Source organism: Enterobacter sp. WCHEn090032 (genome assembly GCF_003986875.1).
GTDB lineage: Bacteria > Pseudomonadota > Gammaproteobacteria > Enterobacterales > Enterobacteriaceae > Enterobacter > Enterobacter sichuanensis.
The window spans coordinates 32,004-49,484 of record NZ_RXRN01000034.1 but is presented as its reverse complement, the minus strand read 5'-3'; the positions used below and the strand labels follow the sequence as shown (position 1 = coordinate 49,484).

Annotated in this window: 18 protein-coding genes; 15 read left to right on the top strand and 3 right to left on the bottom strand. The window is 54.4% G+C overall.

Features of this window, described 5'->3' with window-relative positions:
* Positions 1-156: 156 nt before the first annotated feature.
* Complete coding sequence (locus EKN83_RS20760) at positions 157-639, bottom strand: zinc ribbon-containing protein (protein ID WP_025756340.1); 483 nt, start codon at positions 637-639, stop codon at positions 157-159.
* Between the two features lie 214 nt (positions 640-853).
* Between EKN83_RS20760 and leuS the strand changes: the two genes are divergently transcribed.
* The 14 genes from leuS to lipA all read left to right on the top strand — a co-directional run bounded on the left by leuS (position 854) and on the right by lipA (position 15,817).
* On the top strand, positions 854-3,436 hold the full coding sequence (gene leuS, locus EKN83_RS20755) for a leucine--tRNA ligase (RefSeq protein ID WP_148110461.1): 2,583 nt from the start codon (positions 854-856) through the stop codon (positions 3,434-3,436).
* A 14-nt stretch (positions 3,437-3,450) separates the two neighbouring features.
* Positions 3,451-4,020: an LPS assembly lipoprotein LptE gene (lptE, locus tag EKN83_RS20750; RefSeq protein ID WP_025756339.1), complete on the top strand. Its 570-nt coding sequence runs from the start codon at positions 3,451-3,453 to the stop codon at positions 4,018-4,020.
* Entirely contained in the window at positions 4,020-5,051 is a 1,032-nt protein-coding gene (gene holA / locus EKN83_RS20745) for a DNA polymerase III subunit delta (protein WP_126801600.1), read from the top strand. Before lptE ends, holA begins: the two co-directional genes overlap by 1 nt.
* Positions 5,044-5,709, top strand: a complete 666-nt coding sequence (nadD, locus tag EKN83_RS20740; RefSeq protein WP_025756337.1) for a nicotinate-nucleotide adenylyltransferase — start codon at positions 5,044-5,046, stop codon at positions 5,707-5,709. Before holA ends, nadD begins: the two co-directional genes overlap by 8 nt.
* 270 nt (positions 5,710-5,979) lie before the next feature.
* Complete coding sequence (gene rsfS / locus EKN83_RS20735) at positions 5,980-6,297, top strand: ribosome silencing factor (RefSeq protein ID WP_003858696.1); 318 nt, start codon at positions 5,980-5,982, stop codon at positions 6,295-6,297.
* Between the two features lie 3 nt (positions 6,298-6,300).
* On the top strand, positions 6,301-6,768 hold the full coding sequence (gene rlmH / locus EKN83_RS20730) for a 23S rRNA (pseudouridine(1915)-N(3))-methyltransferase RlmH (protein WP_003858701.1): 468 nt from the start codon (positions 6,301-6,303) through the stop codon (positions 6,766-6,768).
* Positions 6,769-6,796: 28 nt separating this feature from the next.
* Positions 6,797-8,698, top strand: a complete 1,902-nt coding sequence (gene mrdA / locus EKN83_RS20725) for a peptidoglycan DD-transpeptidase MrdA (protein WP_025756336.1) — start codon at positions 6,797-6,799, stop codon at positions 8,696-8,698.
* Between the two features lie 2 nt (positions 8,699-8,700).
* On the top strand, positions 8,701-9,813 hold the full coding sequence (mrdB, locus tag EKN83_RS20720) for a peptidoglycan glycosyltransferase MrdB (RefSeq protein WP_013097590.1): 1,113 nt from the start codon (positions 8,701-8,703) through the stop codon (positions 9,811-9,813).
* A gap of 16 nt (positions 9,814-9,829) precedes the next feature.
* Complete coding sequence (gene rlpA / locus EKN83_RS20715; RefSeq protein WP_126801599.1) at positions 9,830-10,942, top strand: endolytic peptidoglycan transglycosylase RlpA; 1,113 nt, start codon at positions 9,830-9,832, stop codon at positions 10,940-10,942.
* A 139-nt stretch (positions 10,943-11,081) separates the two neighbouring features.
* Entirely contained in the window at positions 11,082-12,293 is a 1,212-nt protein-coding gene (gene dacA, locus EKN83_RS20710; RefSeq protein WP_025756334.1) for a D-alanyl-D-alanine carboxypeptidase DacA, read from the top strand.
* A 105-nt stretch (positions 12,294-12,398) separates the two neighbouring features.
* A complete protein-coding gene (gene ybeD, locus EKN83_RS20705) occupies positions 12,399-12,662 on the top strand; it encodes a DUF493 family protein YbeD (RefSeq protein WP_003858718.1) in 264 nt (87 codons plus the stop codon).
* Between the two features lie 94 nt (positions 12,663-12,756).
* Entirely contained in the window at positions 12,757-13,398 is a 642-nt protein-coding gene (gene lipB, locus EKN83_RS20700) for a lipoyl(octanoyl) transferase LipB (RefSeq protein ID WP_126801598.1), read from the top strand.
* Between the two features lie 292 nt (positions 13,399-13,690).
* A complete protein-coding gene (locus EKN83_RS20695) occupies positions 13,691-14,644 on the top strand; it encodes a YbeF family transcriptional regulator (protein WP_045286197.1) in 954 nt (317 codons plus the stop codon).
* A gap of 207 nt (positions 14,645-14,851) precedes the next feature.
* Entirely contained in the window at positions 14,852-15,817 is a 966-nt protein-coding gene (gene lipA / locus EKN83_RS20690) for a lipoyl synthase (protein WP_024907012.1), read from the top strand.
* Between the two features lie 81 nt (positions 15,818-15,898).
* Here the strand turns inward: lipA and tatE are convergent, their stop codons facing one another.
* Positions 15,899-16,102: a twin-arginine translocase subunit TatE gene (tatE, locus tag EKN83_RS20685; RefSeq protein WP_025756331.1), complete on the bottom strand. Its 204-nt coding sequence runs from the start codon at positions 16,100-16,102 to the stop codon at positions 15,899-15,901.
* A 125-nt stretch (positions 16,103-16,227) separates the two neighbouring features.
* On the bottom strand, positions 16,228-17,016 hold the full coding sequence (locus tag EKN83_RS20680; RefSeq protein WP_126801597.1) for a deaminated glutathione amidase: 789 nt from the start codon (positions 17,014-17,016) through the stop codon (positions 16,228-16,230).
* 67 nt (positions 17,017-17,083) lie between these two features.
* On the opposite strand from EKN83_RS20680, the gene crcB reads away from it, so the two are divergent.
* Positions 17,084-17,467 carry a fluoride efflux transporter CrcB gene (gene crcB / locus EKN83_RS20675; protein WP_025756329.1) on the top strand — a complete coding sequence of 128 codons (384 nt, stop codon included), beginning with the start codon at positions 17,084-17,086 and terminating at the stop codon, positions 17,465-17,467.
* The last annotated feature ends 14 nt before the right edge of the window (positions 17,468-17,481 follow it).

The window sequence follows — 17,481 nt, the reverse complement described above, 5'->3', positions numbered from 1 at the left end:
TCAGCCCGTGGGGAGAGGGAGCAGACACTAAAAACGGCAACATAGTTGCCGTTTTGCGTTTACCTTGTGCGGCCTGATGCCCTCACCCCACCCCTCTCCCACGGGGAGAGGGCGCAGACACTAAAAACGGCAACGTGGTTGCCGTTTTGCTTTTATTTATGGCTCAAACGGCCGACGCTGAAACTGGTCGTGCCCGCATTTCGGACACAGCGGCAACACATCCGGCGTATACACCGCAATATGGTGATGACATTTCTCGCACACCAGATTTCCCAGCCCAACCACTTCACCACTCTGGTACACACCGTGGTGGTTCAAATCCTGAAACACCTCGCGCCACTCCAGCTGCGTTTTATCAGTAATATCGGCCAGTTCCTGCCACAGACTCTCTTTAATCACCCGCATAAAGACGCTGTCGGCGATCTCGTCCTGGCTCTCCTCGTAGCTGCGCGCAAACTCTTCCAGGTCACGGCGCACGGCACGGGTCACCTCTTCCACTTCGGTTCGCGTTAACTCACCCGTTTGCGTCACCCGGGCACGAGCCTGCTCCACCAGCGCGTCAATATCGCGCTCGCCGTTACGCAGCCGTTCCGTCAGTGTCGCCACCAGTTCGCGGTAAAATTGAGCAACCTTGTTCATCATTTTGCCTCCCGGGTAAGTAACTATTTCTAATAATAGACCTTATTTCATCGCCGCTTTGTCAGGTGAAGCACAGACCCGGTAAATTCCTGCAAAGCGCATTTGTGCGAAAGGCTGTTTTGACGCGGGCGTTTGGGCTATGCTATGCGGATCTGAATTACCACATCCATTGGCTACATTTGTAGCTGTATTGAAAACAGGACCACTGGCTGCCATGCAAGAGCAATACCGCCCGGAAGAGATAGAATCAAAAGTCCAGCAACACTGGGACGAGAAGCGCACCTTTGAAGTAACCGAAGACGAGAGCAAAGAGAAGTATTACTGCCTGTCGATGCTTCCCTATCCTTCTGGTCGACTACACATGGGCCACGTGCGTAACTACACCATCGGTGATGTGATTGCACGCTATCAGCGCATGCTGGGCAAGAACGTTCTGCAGCCAATCGGCTGGGATGCGTTTGGCCTGCCTGCGGAAGGCGCAGCGGTAAAAAACAATACGGCGCCAGCCCCGTGGACGTACGACAATATCGCGTACATGAAAAACCAGCTCAAAATGCTGGGCTTTGGTTATGACTGGAGCCGCGAGCTGGCAACCTGTACCCCGGAATACTATCGCTGGGAACAGAAGTTCTTCACCGAGCTGTACAAAAAAGGCCTGGTGTACAAGAAGACGTCTGCCGTTAACTGGTGTCCGAATGACCAGACCGTTCTCGCTAACGAACAGGTTATCGACGGCTGCTGCTGGCGCTGTGACACCAAAGTTGAGCGTAAAGAGATCCCGCAGTGGTTTATCAAAATCACCGCTTACGCTGACGAACTGCTGAACGATCTGGATAATCTGGACCACTGGCCGGATACCGTTAAGACCATGCAGCGCAACTGGATCGGCCGTTCTGAAGGCGTGGAAATTACCTTCAACGTTGAGAACTACGACCAGACTCTGACCGTCTATACCACCCGTCCGGACACCTTCATGGGCGCGACCTACCTGGCCGTGGCCGCAGGTCACCCGCTGGCGCAGAAAGCGGCAGAAAATAATCCGGAACTGGCCACCTTCATCGACGAATGCCGCAACACCAAAGTGGCTGAAGCCGATATGGCAACGATGGAGAAAAAAGGCGTGGATACTGGCTTCAAAGCCATTCACCCACTGACCGGCGAAGCCATCCCTGTCTGGGCCGCCAACTTCGTGCTGATGGAGTACGGCACGGGTGCCGTAATGGCCGTTCCGGGTCACGACCAGCGCGACTACGAATTTGCCACCAAATACGGCCTGACCATCAAGCCTGTTATCCTGGCGGCTGACGGTTCTGAACCTGACCTGTCCGAACAAGCGCTGACCGAAAAAGGCACCCTGTTCAACTCAGGCGAGTTCAGCGGCCTGAGCTTCGAGGAGGGCTTTAACGCCATTGCCGATAAACTGGCTTCTCTGGGCGTAGGTGAGCGTAAGGTGAACTACCGTCTGCGCGACTGGGGCGTCTCCCGTCAGCGTTACTGGGGTGCGCCAATTCCAATGGTGACCCTGGAAGATGGCACCGTGATGCCAACGCCTGACGATCAGCTCCCGGTGATCCTGCCGGAAGACGTGGTCATGGACGGTATCACCAGCCCGATCAAAGCCGATCCCGAGTGGGCAAAAACCACCGTCAACGGCCAGCCTGCGCTGCGTGAAACCGACACCTTCGACACCTTTATGGAGTCATCCTGGTATTACGCGCGTTACACCTGCCCGCAGTATCAGGACGGCATGCTGGACTCCAACGCGGCAAACTACTGGCTGCCGGTTGATATTTACATCGGCGGTATTGAACACGCCATCATGCACCTGCTCTACTTCCGCTTCTTCCACAAACTGATGCGCGACGCGGGCATGGTGAACTCTGACGAACCTGCTAAACAGCTGCTGTGCCAGGGCATGGTGCTGGCAGATGCGTTCTACTACGTGGGTGCAAACGGCGAGCGTAACTGGGTTTCTCCGGTCGATGCGATCGTTGAGCGCGACGAGAAAGGCCGTATCGTGAAGGCGAAAGACGCCGAAGGTCATGAGCTGGTCTATACCGGCATGAGCAAGATGTCCAAGTCTAAAAACAACGGCATCGACCCGCAGGTGATGGTTGAGCGTTACGGTGCGGATACCGTGCGTCTGTTCATGATGTTTGCCTCTCCGGCAGACATGACCCTGGAATGGCAGGAGTCAGGCGTTGAAGGGGCGAACCGCTTCCTGAAGCGCGTCTGGAAACTGGTTTACGAACACACCTCACTGGGCGATGCTCCGGCCCTGAACGCCGCCGCCCTGACGGAAGATCAGCAGGCGCTGCGCCGTGATGTTCATAAAACGATTGCGAAAGTGACCGATGATATTGGTCGTCGTCAGACCTTCAATACCGCAATTGCGGCTATTATGGAACTGATGAACAAACTGGCGAAGGCGCCGCAAGAGGGCGAGCAGGATCGTGCCTTAATGCGTGAAGCACTGCTGGCCGTCGTTCGCATGCTGAACCCGTTCACGCCTCACGTCAGCTTCACCCTGTGGCAGGAGCTGAAAGGCGAAGGCGATATCGACAACGCGCCGTGGCCAGAGGCTGACGAAGCCGCGATGGTGGAAAACACCACGCTGGTTGTGGTCCAGGTAAACGGTAAAGTCCGCGGTAAAATTACCGTGGCGGTCGACGCAACCGAAGAACAGGTTCGCGAGCGTGCGGGCCAGGAACCGCTGGTCGCAAAATATCTTGAGGGCGTTACCGTACGTAAAGTGATCTACGTACCAGGTAAATTGCTGAATCTGGTCGTTGGCTAAGCGCGGGAGGAAACGTGCGACAACTGGCAACAATACTCTTATCTCTGGCGGTGCTTGTCACCGCTGGCTGTGGCTGGCACCTGCGCAATACCACGGCGGTGCCTGCTGAGATGAAAACGATGATTTTCGACTCATCGGATCCTAACGGTCCACTCAGCCGCGCAATTCGTAATCAGTTGCGTCTGAACGGCGTTGAGCTGATCGAAAAAGGCACCCTGCGCCAGGATGTACCGTCTCTGCGTGTGCTGGGGATGACGCTCAGCAAAGATACGGCCTCTATCTTCCAGGACGGCCATACCGCAGAGTATCAGATGGTCATGGCGGTTAACGCGGCAGTTCTGATCCCGGGTAAAGACATCTACCCGATCAGCACGAAAGTGTACCGTTCGTTCTTCGATAACCCGCAGACGGCGCTGGCAAAAGATGCCGAACAGCAGATTATCATCAACGAAATGTATGACAAGGCAGCGGAACAGCTGATCCGTAAACTGCCAGCTATTGCAGCGTCAAAAAAACAAGGATCTGACATTGTTGAAAAACCGGATGCCGACGCGTCTCCTGTTTCTACCTCAATGGGTAACTGATGATCAGGCTGTATCCTGAACAACTCCGCGCGCAGCTCAATGAAGGGCTGCGCGCGGCGTATCTGCTCCTCGGTAACGATCCGCTATTACTACAGGAAAGCCTGGATGCCGTGCGACACGCGGCGGCCGCTCAGGGCTTCGATGAACACCACACCGTCCAGCTGGATAACAATACCGACTGGAATGCCCTCTTCTCACTTTGCCAGGCGATGAGCCTGTTTGCCTCGCGTCAGACGATCCAGATCCTGCTGCCAGAGAATGGTCCAAACGCGGCCATTAATGAACAACTGGCCACGCTGGTCAGTCTGTTACACAGCGATCTGCTGTTGATCGTGCGTGGCAATAAGCTGACGAAAGCGCAGGAAAACGCGGCGTGGTTTACCCAACTCGCGACCCATGCGGTGCAGGTCACCTGTCAGACGCCTGAGCAGGCACATCTGCCAAAATGGGTGGCCGCGCGCGCGAAGCAGAACAACCTTCAGCTGGATGACGCGGCAAATCAACTGCTCTGCTACTGCTACGAAGGCAATCTGCTGGCCCTCGCGCAGGCGCTGGACCGGCTCGCCCTGCTCTGGCCGGATGGCAAGCTGACCCTGCCGCGCGTCGAGCAGGCCGTTAACGACGCGGCGCACTTCACGCCGTTCCACTGGGTTGATGCCTTGCTGTCGGCGAAGAGCAAACGCGCCCTGCATATTCTGCAGCAGTTGCGCCTTGAAGGCAGCGAACCAGTCATTTTGCTGCGCACGCTCCAGCGCGAACTGCTGTTGCTGATCGCGCTCAAGCGCCAGTCTGCCCATACGCCCTTGCGCGCGCTGTTTGATAAACATCGGGTGTGGCAAAATCGCAGGGCGTTGACCACCGAGGCCGTCAACCGCTTGAGTCATGAACAGCTGCGTCAGGCAGTACAGCTTCTGATGCGCGCTGAGCTCACGTTAAAACAAGATTACGGTCAGTCGGTCTGGGCGGAGCTGGAAAGCCTTTCTCTGCTGCTCTGCCACAAGGCGCTGGCTGACGTTTTTATTGATGGATAGTATGCACTCTCTCCAGGCTTTGTATGGTGGCACCTTCGACCCGGTACATTACGGGCATCTGAAGCCGGTTGAAATTCTGGCGAATCTGATTGGTCTTCAGCGCGTTATCATTATGCCCAATAATGTCCCGCCTCATCGTCCGCAGCCCGAAGCAACCAGCGAGCAGCGAAAAGCGATGCTCGCCCTGGCCATCGCGGATAAACCGCTCTTCAGCCTTGATGAGCGCGAGTTGCGCCGCGACACGCCCTCCTGGACGTCGCAAACGCTGCAGGAGTGGCGCGCAGAACACGGACCAGACCAGCCGCTGGCCTTTATCATCGGTCAGGACTCTCTGCTGAATCTCCCCACCTGGCATCAGTATGAAACCATTCTGGAGAACAGCCATCTGCTCGTCTGCCGTCGTCCGGGCTATCCGCTGACCATGCGCGAAGCACAGTATCAGCAGTGGCTGGAAGATCATCTCACCGACAATATAGAAGATCTTCACACACAGCCGGCCGGGAAGATTTATCTGGCGGAGACGCCGTGGTTCGATATCTCTGCGACCCTCATTCGCGAGCGTTTACAGCACGGTTTAGCCTGTGACGATTTGCTACCGGCCCCGGTGCTGGCGTATATCCATACGCACGGTTTGTATCAGAAAAGCGCAGATGAATAGCCGAAGGGCATAATTAAGTGGCTTATTGTTTTTCCTGCCTTGACAGGGTAAGCCATACTGTTATCCTCCGCTGCCAGACTTTCCCGCCGATCATTGCTTTACAGAAATTGTTTTACAAAAATGGCGATGCAATCTCAGGCGGAGGGTGGGATGATACCCGCCTTCAAAAGCCGGGCAGGAGACATTTGTCCCGTTACAGGCCTGAGTTCAGGTATACTGTCTGGCTACGAATTCAACGTTATACAATCTCATTCACCCCAGGGGGAAAACTTGCAGGGTAAAGCACTCCAGGATTTTGTTATTGACAAAATTGATGACCTGAAAGGTCAGGACATCATCGCTATCGACGTTAAGGGTAAATCCAGTATTACCGACTGCATGATCATCTGCACCGGTACCTCTACGCGTCATGTTGTTTCAATTGCCGATCACGTGGTGCAGGAATCGCGTGCTGCAGGGCTGTTGCCGCTCGGCGTTGAAGGTGAAGCGACCGCTGACTGGGTGGTTGTCGATCTCGGCGATGTGATTGTCCACGTCATGCAGGAAGAGAGCCGTCGCCTGTATGAGCTGGAAAAACTCTGGGGTTAATGCGTGAAGTTGCAGCTGGTCGCCGTCGGCACCAAAATGCCGGACTGGGTACAAACCGGTTTTACTGAATATCTGCGTCGTTTTCCAAAAGACATGCCGTTCGAACTGGTGGAGATCCCCGCCGGAAAACGCGGCAAGAACGCCGATATCAAACGTATTCTCGATAAAGAGGGTGAACTGATGCTGGCAGCCGCAGGCAAAAACCGCATCGTCACTCTCGATATTCCAGGGAAGCCCTGGGATACGCCGCAGCTGGCGCACGAACTGGAGCGCTGGAAGCAGGATGGTCGTGACGTCAGTCTGTTGATTGGCGGGCCTGAAGGGTTGTCCCCTGCCTGCAAAGCGGCAGCAGAACAAAGTTGGTCTCTCTCCGCGCTGACGCTTCCCCACCCGCTCGTTCGGGTACTGGTGGCAGAAAGCCTGTATCGCGCGTGGAGCATTACTACCAACCACCCCTATCACCGCGAGTAATGACTGACCAGGGTAGATTAAGCAGCGGATGAAACTACAGAATTCTTTTCGCGACTATACGGCTGAGTCCGCGCTGTTTGTGCGCCGGGCGCTGGTCGCCTTTACCGGGATTTTGCTGCTTACCGGCGTGCTGATCGCCAACCTTTATAATCTGCAAATTGTCCGCTTTACCGATTACCAGACGCGTTCAAACGAAAACCGGATCAAGCTGGTGCCCATCGCGCCCAGCCGCGGCATTATTTACGATCGTAACGGCACCCCGCTGGCGTTAAACCGCACCATCTATCAAATCGAGATGATGCCGGAAAAGGTCGATAACGTTCAGGACACGCTGGAAGCATTGCGAAGCGTGGTCGATCTTAACGATGACGATATCGCGGCCTTCAAAAAAGAGCGCGCCCGTTCCCACCGTTTCACCTCCATTCCGGTTAAAACCAATCTGACGGAAGTCCAGGTAGCCCGCTTTGCGGTGAATCAGTACCGTTTCCCCGGCGTGGAAGTGAAAGGTTACAAGCGTCGCTACTACCCTTACGGCTCCGCGCTGACGCATGTCATTGGCTACGTCTCCAAGATTAACGATAAAGACGTCGAGCGCCTCGATAAAGACGGCAAGCTGGCGAACTACGCAGCAACGCACGATATCGGCAAGCTGGGCATTGAACGCTACTACGAAGATGTTCTGCATGGGCAGACCGGCTATGAAGAGGTTGAGGTGAACAACCGCGGCCGCGTCATTCGTCAACTGAAAGAGGTGCCGCCTCAGGCGGGACATGACGTATATCTGACCCTCGACCTTAAACTGCAGCAGTATATTGAAACCTTACTGGCGGGCAGCCGTGCGGCCGTGGTGGTCACCGATCCTCGTACCGGTGGCATCCTGGCGATGGTGTCAATGCCAAGCTATGACCCGAACCTCTTTGTTGACGGCATCTCCAGTAAAGACTATTCCGGCCTGCTGAATGACCCGAACACGCCGCTGGTGAACCGCGCTACGCAAGGGGTTTACCCGCCAGCGTCAACGGTTAAACCTTACGTGGCGGTCTCTGCCCTGAGTGCTGGTGTCATCAACCGTAATACCAGCCTGTTTGACCCCGGCTGGTGGCAACTGCCGGGGTCTGAAAAACGCTATCGCGACTGGAAAAAATGGGGCCACGGCCATCTGAACGTGACGAAATCGCTGGAAGAGTCCGCGGATACCTTCTTCTACCAGGTGGCGTACGATATGGGTATCGACCGTCTGTCAGAGTGGATGAGTAAGTTTGGCTACGGACATTACACCGGTGTTGACCTTGCCGAGGAACGCTCTGGCAACATGCCAACCCGTGAGTGGAAGCTGAAGCGCTTTAAGAAACCGTGGTATCAGGGTGACACCATTCCGGTGGGTATCGGCCAGGGCTACTGGACGGCCACGCCGCTTCAGATGAACAAAGCCATGATGATCCTCATCAATGACGGCGTGGTGAAAGTCCCTCATCTGCTGCAAAGTACCGTTGAAGACGGCAAAAAAGTGCCCTGGAACCAGCCGCACGAAGCGCCTGTGGGTGACATCCATTCTGGCTTCTGGGAAATCGCGAAAGACGGGATGTACGGCGTGGCAAACCGTCCGAACGGTACCGCGCATAAGTATTTCGCCGGTACGCCTTATAAAGTGGCTGCGAAATCCGGTACGGCGCAGGTATTTGGTCTGAAAGCCAACGAAACCTATAACGCCCATCGCATTGCCGAACGTCTGCGTGACCATAAGCTGATGACGGCGTTTGCCCCTTATGATAACCCGCAGGTCGCGGTGGCGATGATTCTGGAAAACGGCGGTGCCGGCCCCGCGGTCGGGACCATCATGCGCCAGATCCTTGACCACATTATGCTGGGTGATAACAACACCGAACTGCCGGCTGAAAACCCGGCCGCCGCTGCGGCGGAGGACCAATAATCATGACGGATAATCCAAATAAAAAATCGCTGTGGGATAAAATACACATCGACCCAGCCATGCTGCTGATCCTGCTGGCTCTGCTGGTTTACAGTGCCCTGGTTATCTGGAGCGCCAGCGGCCAGGACATCGGCATGATGGAGCGTAAAATTGGCCAGATCGCGATGGGTCTGGTCATTATGGTGGTGATGGCGCAGATCCCGCCGCGCGTCTATGAAGGCTGGGCGCCCTATCTTTACATCTTCTGTATTATTTTGCTGGTTGCGGTAGACGCGTTTGGCGCCATCTCAAAAGGGGCGCAGCGCTGGCTGGATCTGGGCGTTGTCCGCTTCCAGCCCTCGGAAATCGCCAAAATCGCCGTCCCCCTGATGGTGGCACGCTTTATCAACCGCGACGTCTGTCCGCCGTCTCTGAAAAATACCGCCATCGCGCTGGTGCTGATTTTCCTGCCAACACTGCTGGTCGCGGCTCAACCTGACCTGGGAACCTCAATCCTCATCGCCCTCTCCGGCCTGTTCGTTCTTTTCCTGTCGGGCCTGAGCTGGCGTCTGATTGGCATCGCGGTGGTGCTGGTTGCCGCGTTTATTCCGATTCTCTGGTTCTTCCTGATGCATGATTACCAGCGCCAGCGCGTCATGATGCTGCTCGATCCGGAAACCGATCCGCTGGGCGCGGGCTATCATATTATTCAGTCAAAAATTGCGATTGGCTCCGGTGGCCTGCGCGGTAAAGGCTGGCTGCACGGTACACAGTCGCAGCTGGAGTTTTTACCGGAACGCCACACCGACTTTATTTTCGCCGTACTGGCTGAAGAGCTGGGGCTGGTGGGCATCTTAATTTTGCTGGCGCTATACGTCCTGCTAATCATGCGCGGATTGTGGATTGCAGCACGCGCGCAAACCACCTTTGGTCGCGTTATGGCTGGCGGGTTGATGCTGATTTTATTCGTTTATGTCTTCGTAAATATTGGTATGGTGAGTGGTATTCTGCCGGTGGTTGGCGTACCGCTACCGCTGGTGAGTTACGGAGGCTCGGCACTGATTGTGTTGATGGCCGGGTTTGGTATCGTGATGTCGATCCATACCCACAGAAAAATGTTGTCAAAAAGCGTATAAAAATAAGGGGATCGGAATGCGTAAGCAGTGGCTGGGGATCTGCATTGCGGCAAGTTTACTTGCGGCCTGTACAAGTGATGATGGTCAGCAACAGGCAACCATCGCGCCGCCGCAGCCTGCGGTGTGTAATGGCCCGATCGTTGAAATCAGCGGTGCCGATCCCGTTTATGAACCGCTGAATGCCAGTGCGAATCAGGATTACGAGCGCGACGGCAAAAGCTACAAAATTGTTCAGGATCCTTCCCGCTTCAGCCAGGCTGGCTTTGCCGCCATTTATGATGCCGAACCCGGCAGTAACCTGACGGCGTCCGGGGAGGCCTTCGACCCAATGCAGCTGACTGCAGCACACCCGACGCTGCCGATCCCGAGCTATGCCCGTATCACCAACCTGGCGAACGGCCGTATGATCGTTGTGCGCATCAATGACCGCGGCCCGTACGGCAATGACCGGGTGATCTCCCTGTCTCGCGCGTCCGCCGATCGCCTGAACACGTCGAATAACACCAAAGTCCGAATCGACCCGATTATCGTGGCGCAGGATGGTTCGCTCTCCGGACCGGGTACCGCCTGTACGACAGTAGCGAAACAGACCTATGCCCTTCCCGACCGTCCAAATCTTGACGGCGGAATGGGTAGCGTCTCTTCTCCGGCCGAACCGGCTCAGCCGGGGGGAGAAATCCGTCCAATCAGCAATGACACGCTGCAAAGTGATGATTCAACGGGCGCACCGGTAAAGAGTAGCGGCTTTCTTGGCGCACCAACGACCTTAGCCTCGGGCGTGCTTGAAGGCAGTGAGCCGACGCCCGCCCCTGCACCCGTGAGTGCGCCAGCAGCTCAACCGGCGCCCGTAACGGCGCCAGCGGCCACGCAAAGTCCGGCGGTGGCAGCTCCGGCAGCGGCCAGCGGCAGCTATGTGGTTCAGGTAGGCGCAGTGAGCGATCAGGCTCGTGCCCAGCAGTATCAACAGCGTCTGAGCCAGCAGTTTGGCGTCCCGGGACGCGTTGAGCAAAACGGTGCGGTCTGGCGTATTCAGATGGGGCCGTTTGCCAGCAAATCGCAGGCAGCGTCCCTGCAGCAGCGTTTGCAAAATGAAGCTCAGCTTCAGTCATTTATCGCTGTTGCAAAGTAATTAATCGGCGGTGTCCGAAATGTCAGTTTGTGTAAAACACATTCACAAACTCATGCTTAAAGTCGGATGCCTGCCTGAATAGCATTTGCTATAGTAAGGCACTTTTTTTAATTCCATCACGGATGTCGTAGTTCTGACCATGAAGACCACTTTTTCTGCTCGTTTTGTGCAGCGCATGGCGCTGACCACGGCCCTTTGCGCTGCTGCACTTTCTGCAGCTCACGCCGATGACCTGAATATCAAGACCATGATCCCTGGCGTTCCGCAAATCGATGCGGAATCCTACATCCTGATCGATTACAACTCTGGCAAAGTGCTGGCAGAACAGAATGCTGATGCCCGCCGCGACCCGGCCAGCCTGACCAAAATGATGACCAGCTATGTTATCGGCCAGGCGATGAAAGCCGGTAAATTCAAGGAAACTGACCTGGTCACCATCGGTAACGATGCGTGGGCAACCGGAAACCCGGTGTTCAAAGGGTCGTCTCTGATGTTCCTGAAACCGGGTATGCAGGTTCCCGTTTCTCAGCTCATTCGCGGGATCAACCTGCAGTCAGGTAACGATGCCTGTGTGGCGATGGCCGATTTTGCTGCCGGTAGCCAGGACGCCTTCGTGGGCCTGATGAACAGCTACGTGAACGCGCTGGGTCTGAAAAACAGCCATTTCCAGACCGTACACGGTCTGGACGCCGACGGTCAGTACAGCTCCGCGCGTGATATGGCGCTCATTGGTCAGGCGCTGATCCGCGACGTACCTAACGAATACGCCATCTATAAAGAGAAAGAGTTCACCTTCAACGGTATTCGTCAGACCAACCGTAACGGCCTGCTGTGGGATAACAGCCTGAACGTTGATGGCATCAAAACGGGCCATACTGACAAAGCGGGTTACAACCTGGTGGCCTCTGCCACTGAAGGTCAGATGCGCCTGATCTCTGCCGTGATGGGCGGCCGTACCTTTAAAGGTCGTGAAACAGAAAGCAAGAAACTCCTGACCTGGGGCTTCCGTTTCTTCGAAACCGTGAACCCGCTGAAAGCAGGTAAAGAGTTTGCTTCCGAACCCGTCTGGTTCGGCGACAACGACCGAGCCTCTCTTGGCGTGGATAAAGATCTGTACCTGACCATTCCACGCGGTCGTATGAAGGATCTCAAAGCCAGCTACGTCCTGAACAGCACCGAGCTGCATGCGCCACTGCAGAAAAACCAGGTTGTAGGTACCATCAACTTCCAGCTGGATGGCAAGACGATCGATCAGCGTCCGCTGGTTGTCCTGCAAGAAATTCCTGAAGGTAATTTCTTCGGCAAAATCATTGATTACATTAAATTGATGTTCCATCACTGGTTTGGTTAAAAATTGAACACTTGAAAGTGTGATTTTGATCCCCATATACTAAGTATCCTGATAACTCCCACCTGACGTGGGAGTTATTCTTTTTGACGTTACGCCGGAGCTGACATGAAAACCAAACTTAACGAACTGCTTGAATTCCCTACCCCATTTACCTACAAAGTAATGGGTCTGGCGAAGCCTGAGCTGGTTGATCAGGTGGTTGAAGTGGTACAGCGCCATGCGCCGGGTGACTACTCTCCGTCAGTAAAACCAAGCAGCAAGGGCAACTACCACTCGGTTTCTATTACCATCACCGCTACACACATTGAGCAGGTTGAGACGCTGTACGAAGAGCTCGGCAATATCGAAATTGTTCGTATGGTGCTGTAGTCCCTTTGCGGTTACCCGGTTTGCCGGGTAACCCCTCTCCCCGCTGTGATATACTCCCCCGCATCTTTTGTCCCTCGTCTTCGGAGACGCTGTTTTGTATCAGGATAAAATTCTGGTCCGACACCTCGGGCTGCAACCTTATGAGCCTGTCTCCCAGGCTATGCATGACTTCACCGATTCACGCGATGACAGCACCCCGGACGAGATCTGGCTGGTCGAACACCTGCCAGTCTTTACGCAGGGTCAGGCGGGAAAAGCGGAACATTTATTGATGACGGGAGACATCCCGGTGATTCAGAGCGATCGCGGCGGGCAGGTCACTTACCACGGCCCCGGACAGCAGGTAATGTACGTCCTGCTCAATCTGAAGCGCAGAAAACTGGGCGTGCGTGAACTGGTCACTCTACTGGAACAAACTGTCGTCAATACGCTGGCGGAATATGGTATCGATGCGCATCCACGCGCCGATGCACCAGGCGTTTACGTCGGGGAAATGAAGATCTGCTCTCTGGGGCTGCGAATTCGTAAAGGCTGCTCCTTCCACGGCCTGGCATTGAATATTAATATGGATCTCACCCCATTCCAGCGCATAAACCCCTGCGGCTACGCCGGCATGGAGATGACGCAAATGCGCCAGTGGGTCGAGACCGCTACGCCAGACACTATTCGTCCTGTGCTTTTGAAGAATGTGTTAGCACTACTTAACAATCCCCCGCACGAATATAACCCTACTTAATATATCATACAACATGGCTCGCTAATTTGACGGGCCACTGTTTATTTACCGCTTTTGCGCTTTACAATAAACCACAGATTCTATATTTTCGAAGCGCCCGAATATTGCCGTTACATATTATTTAGCTTCCCTCAAACGTGACAAACAGGGTCTAAGTAACGTGAGTGATAATCACACAACTGTTTGATTTTTGATAAATAAGTGAAACAAAACCAACACTTTACGAATCTCTACAAGCATAATAAATAAATTCAACTATCATTCATATTGTGAATGTATACGGAGTAAAAGCGTGGAGTATAATAATTTACCAGCCAAACGCCTGAATGACCCTGGTGGCGAAGACAAGCCGCAAATTTTTCGGACTTTACGTAATATTGATCTCAATTTACTGACTATTTTTGAGGCAGTATATGTCCATAAGGGTATCGTTAACGCTGCGAAAATTCTTAATCTCACGCCATCAGCAATAAGCCAGTCCATTCAAAAGCTGCGCGCTATATTTCCCGACCCGTTATTTATCCGTAAGGGCCAGGGGGTGACGCCTACGGCCTACGCCACGCACCTCCATGAGTTCATCAGCCAGGGGCTGGAATCCATTCTGGGCGCGCTGGATTTAACCGGCAGCTACGATAAGCAGCGCACCATTACCATCGGCTGTTCCCCTTCCGTGGGCGTTCTGGTGATGCCTGCAATTTATCAGGCCGTGAAAGAGCATGCCCCGCAGCTTCTGCTGCGCAATGTGCCTCTCAGTGAGCCTGATATTCAGCTTGCCCAGTTCCAGACGGACCTGATTATTGAAAGCGGCAGCTTCAGTGCCAGAGCACTGGGGCAAAATGTACTCTATGCGGATAATCTGGTTCTGGTGTGTCGCCAGCAGCATCCTGCTCTCAGCGAACCGCTGACCCTTGAAAATCTGCGCAACTATGACCACTCGTCTTTCATGACCGAAGGACAGGCGAATCATGCTCTGCGCCAGCGTATTGATGAAATTTTCCCGGAACGCCAGATCAGTTTCAGCAGTTACAATATGTTCACTACCGCATCCCTGATCGGCAGCAGCGATATGCTGTGCATTATGCCGGCCCGTCTGTACAACCTGCTGCGCAAATGCTGGCCGCTGGAAAGTATCCCGCTCAGCCAGCTTAATGCGGAATCTGTCGAGATTTCACTGCATTACAACAAATTGAGTTTGCGCGATCCGGTCCTGGAAAACGTTATCCGCATTATCCGTCAGGCCTTCTGACCGCTTCAGACAGCACAAGTCCCTGCTGCAGGCAGGGCAAAAGGCACAAAACAACAACTATTTTACAAATTGGCGACCTGGCAGGCTGCTTTAACGCCCCTTTCAATGATATACTGCCTGTCGTTCGTTCAAAAATAGTTGATAAATACAACATTCCCTTGAATTGAAACGCTTTCCTTCGATATTCGCAACTGGAACACGCACGCTATGAGTAAACCCATTGTGATGGAACGCGGTGTTAAATACCGCGATGCCGATAAAATGGCCCTTATCCCGGTTAAAAACGTGGCTACAGAGCGCGAGGCGCTGTTAAGAAAACCGGAATGGATGAAAATCAAACTTCCGGCCGACTCTTCGCGTATCCAGGGGATCAAAGCGGCGATGCGCAAAAATGGCCTTCACTCCGTCTGTGAAGAAGCCTCTTGCCCGAACCTTGCTGAATGTTTCAATCACGGTACCGCGACGTTTATGATTCTGGGTGCTATCTGTACCCGCCGCTGCCCGTTCTGCGACGTAGCCCATGGCCGTCCAGTTGCACCTGATGCTAACGAACCCCAAAAACTGGCGCAGACCATCGCTGACATGGCGCTGCGTTATGTGGTCATCACTTCCGTAGACCGTGACGATCTGCGCGATGGTGGTGCACAGCACTTCGCTGATTGTATTACGGCCATTCGCGAGAAAAGCCCGAACATCAAAATTGAGACGCTGGTGCCTGACTTCCGCGGCCGTATGGACCGTGCGCTGGATATTCTGACCGCCACGCCGCCAGACGTGTTTAACCACAACCTGGAGAACGTGCCGCGTCTTTACCGCCAGGTTCGTCCGGGTGCGGATTATAACTGGTCTCTGAAGCTGCTGGAGCGTTTCAAAGAAGCGCATCCGCATATTCCGACCAAATCAGGTCTGATGGTAGGGCTGGGTGAAACCAATGAGGAAATCATCGAGGTCATGCGCGATCTTCGCCGCCACGGTGTAACCATGCTCACCCTGGGCCAGTATCTGCAGCCAAGCCGCCACCACCTGCCGGTACAGCGCTACGTCAGCCCGGACGAGTTTGATGAGATGAAAGCCGAAGCGATGGCGATGGGCTTTACCCACGCGGCGTGCGGCCCGTTTGTTCGCTCTTCATACCATGCGGACATGCAGGCGAAAGGCGAAGAAGTAAAATAATGCTGTAATATTCATTTACAGTAATACAAAAAAACCGGCCTCATGAGCCGGTTTTTTTTCGCATGCCCTCAGGCATGGCTGTCACTCTTTGTGAGAAAGCTTGTCTGCCGGGATGTCGTCCTCGGCGCTTTTCTTCGCAGCCGCGTCATCGTCGTTCATCGCTTTCTTAAAGCCTTTGATGGCAGCCCCCAGGTCACCACCCAGTGTGCGTAACTTCTTGGTACCAAACAGCAGGACGACCAGTGCGGCAACCACCAGCAGTTTGGTAATACTAATCTCACCCATAGATACCTTCTTTACTTAAAACAGGCTGCATACAGCGCCAAAACCTGAATCTATTAACGGTCATTTAGCGCGTGCACACAATAGCAATCTGTAACAAGGTGAATCAAGCGTTGTTGAAAAAAACATCACAATAATTGCGGTGGCGCAAACCGACGATTGCGAAGAACAGGTAATTGCTGACGTGCAAGCGCGATTCTGTCTACGTTTATCTCCGCCACCAGCAACTCGGGGGTTTCAGCGGCGGCGGCGATCGTCACGCCAAGCGGATCCACCACCCTGCTTTGCCCGATATTTTTCGTGCCGCATTCGCCTGCTGCAACCACATAGCAGGTCGTATCCAGCGCGCGCGCCGCAAGCAGCGTCGCCCAGTGATGCTCCTTCAACGGCCCTTTGACCCACGCGGCAGGCAATACCAGAACGTCCGCGCCCTGTAACGCCAGATGGAGCGCCAGCTCCGGAAAACGCAGGTCGTAGCAGGTCATCAACCCAATCTTTACTCCGTCAATCTCCAGCAGCGGGGGAATACGGTCTCCCGGGTCAACTCGCCGGGACTCCTGAACGCTGAAGGCATCATAGAGATGCAGCTTGGCGTAACGTGCGACAATCTTCCCGTCACGAATCGCCACCAGCGTATTGACCGCACGATCCTGTGTTGAGGGAACATGCACGGTCAGAATGGTGGTCATCTCGTTACCAGCACTCTGCGCCAGTAAATGCTGTAAAAAACCGCCATCCAGCGGCTGGGCCGACTTCACCGACAGATCCGGGTCATTATCATCACGGGCCAGCAAGGCCTCCGGGAGCACCAGCAGCGACGCGCCTTTTTGCTGTGCCTGCGCCATCAGATTGACGCAAGCGATCGCGTTCTCGTGCCAGCGAGGCGTGACCGCAAACTGTCCTACCGCAACATACATATTTGTCCCCTCATCATAAACGGCGTTAAACTCGCTTCTCTTACACATCAAATAGCAGGTATTAAGCGTGTTACAACTACTTTTAGCCGTTTTTATTGGTGGGGGAACGGGTAGCGTTGCGCGATGGTTTCTGAGTATGCGGTTTAACCCGCTGCATCAGGCGATTCCGATGGGGACGCTTGCCGCGAACCTGATTGGCGCCTTTATCATAGGCATGGGACTGGCCTGGTTTAACCGCATGACGCACATCGACCCAATGTGGAAGGTATTGATTACGACAGGTTTCTGCGGCGGCTTAACCACCTTCTCCACCTTCTCTGCAGAAGTGGTGTTTCTCTTTCAGGAAGGTCGTATCGGCTGGGCGCTGGTGAACATCGCCATTAACATGCTGGGCTCCTTTGCGATGACGGGGATCGCATTTTGGCTATTTTCCACTGCAAGTCAGCACTAACAGCCGGCGCGTTA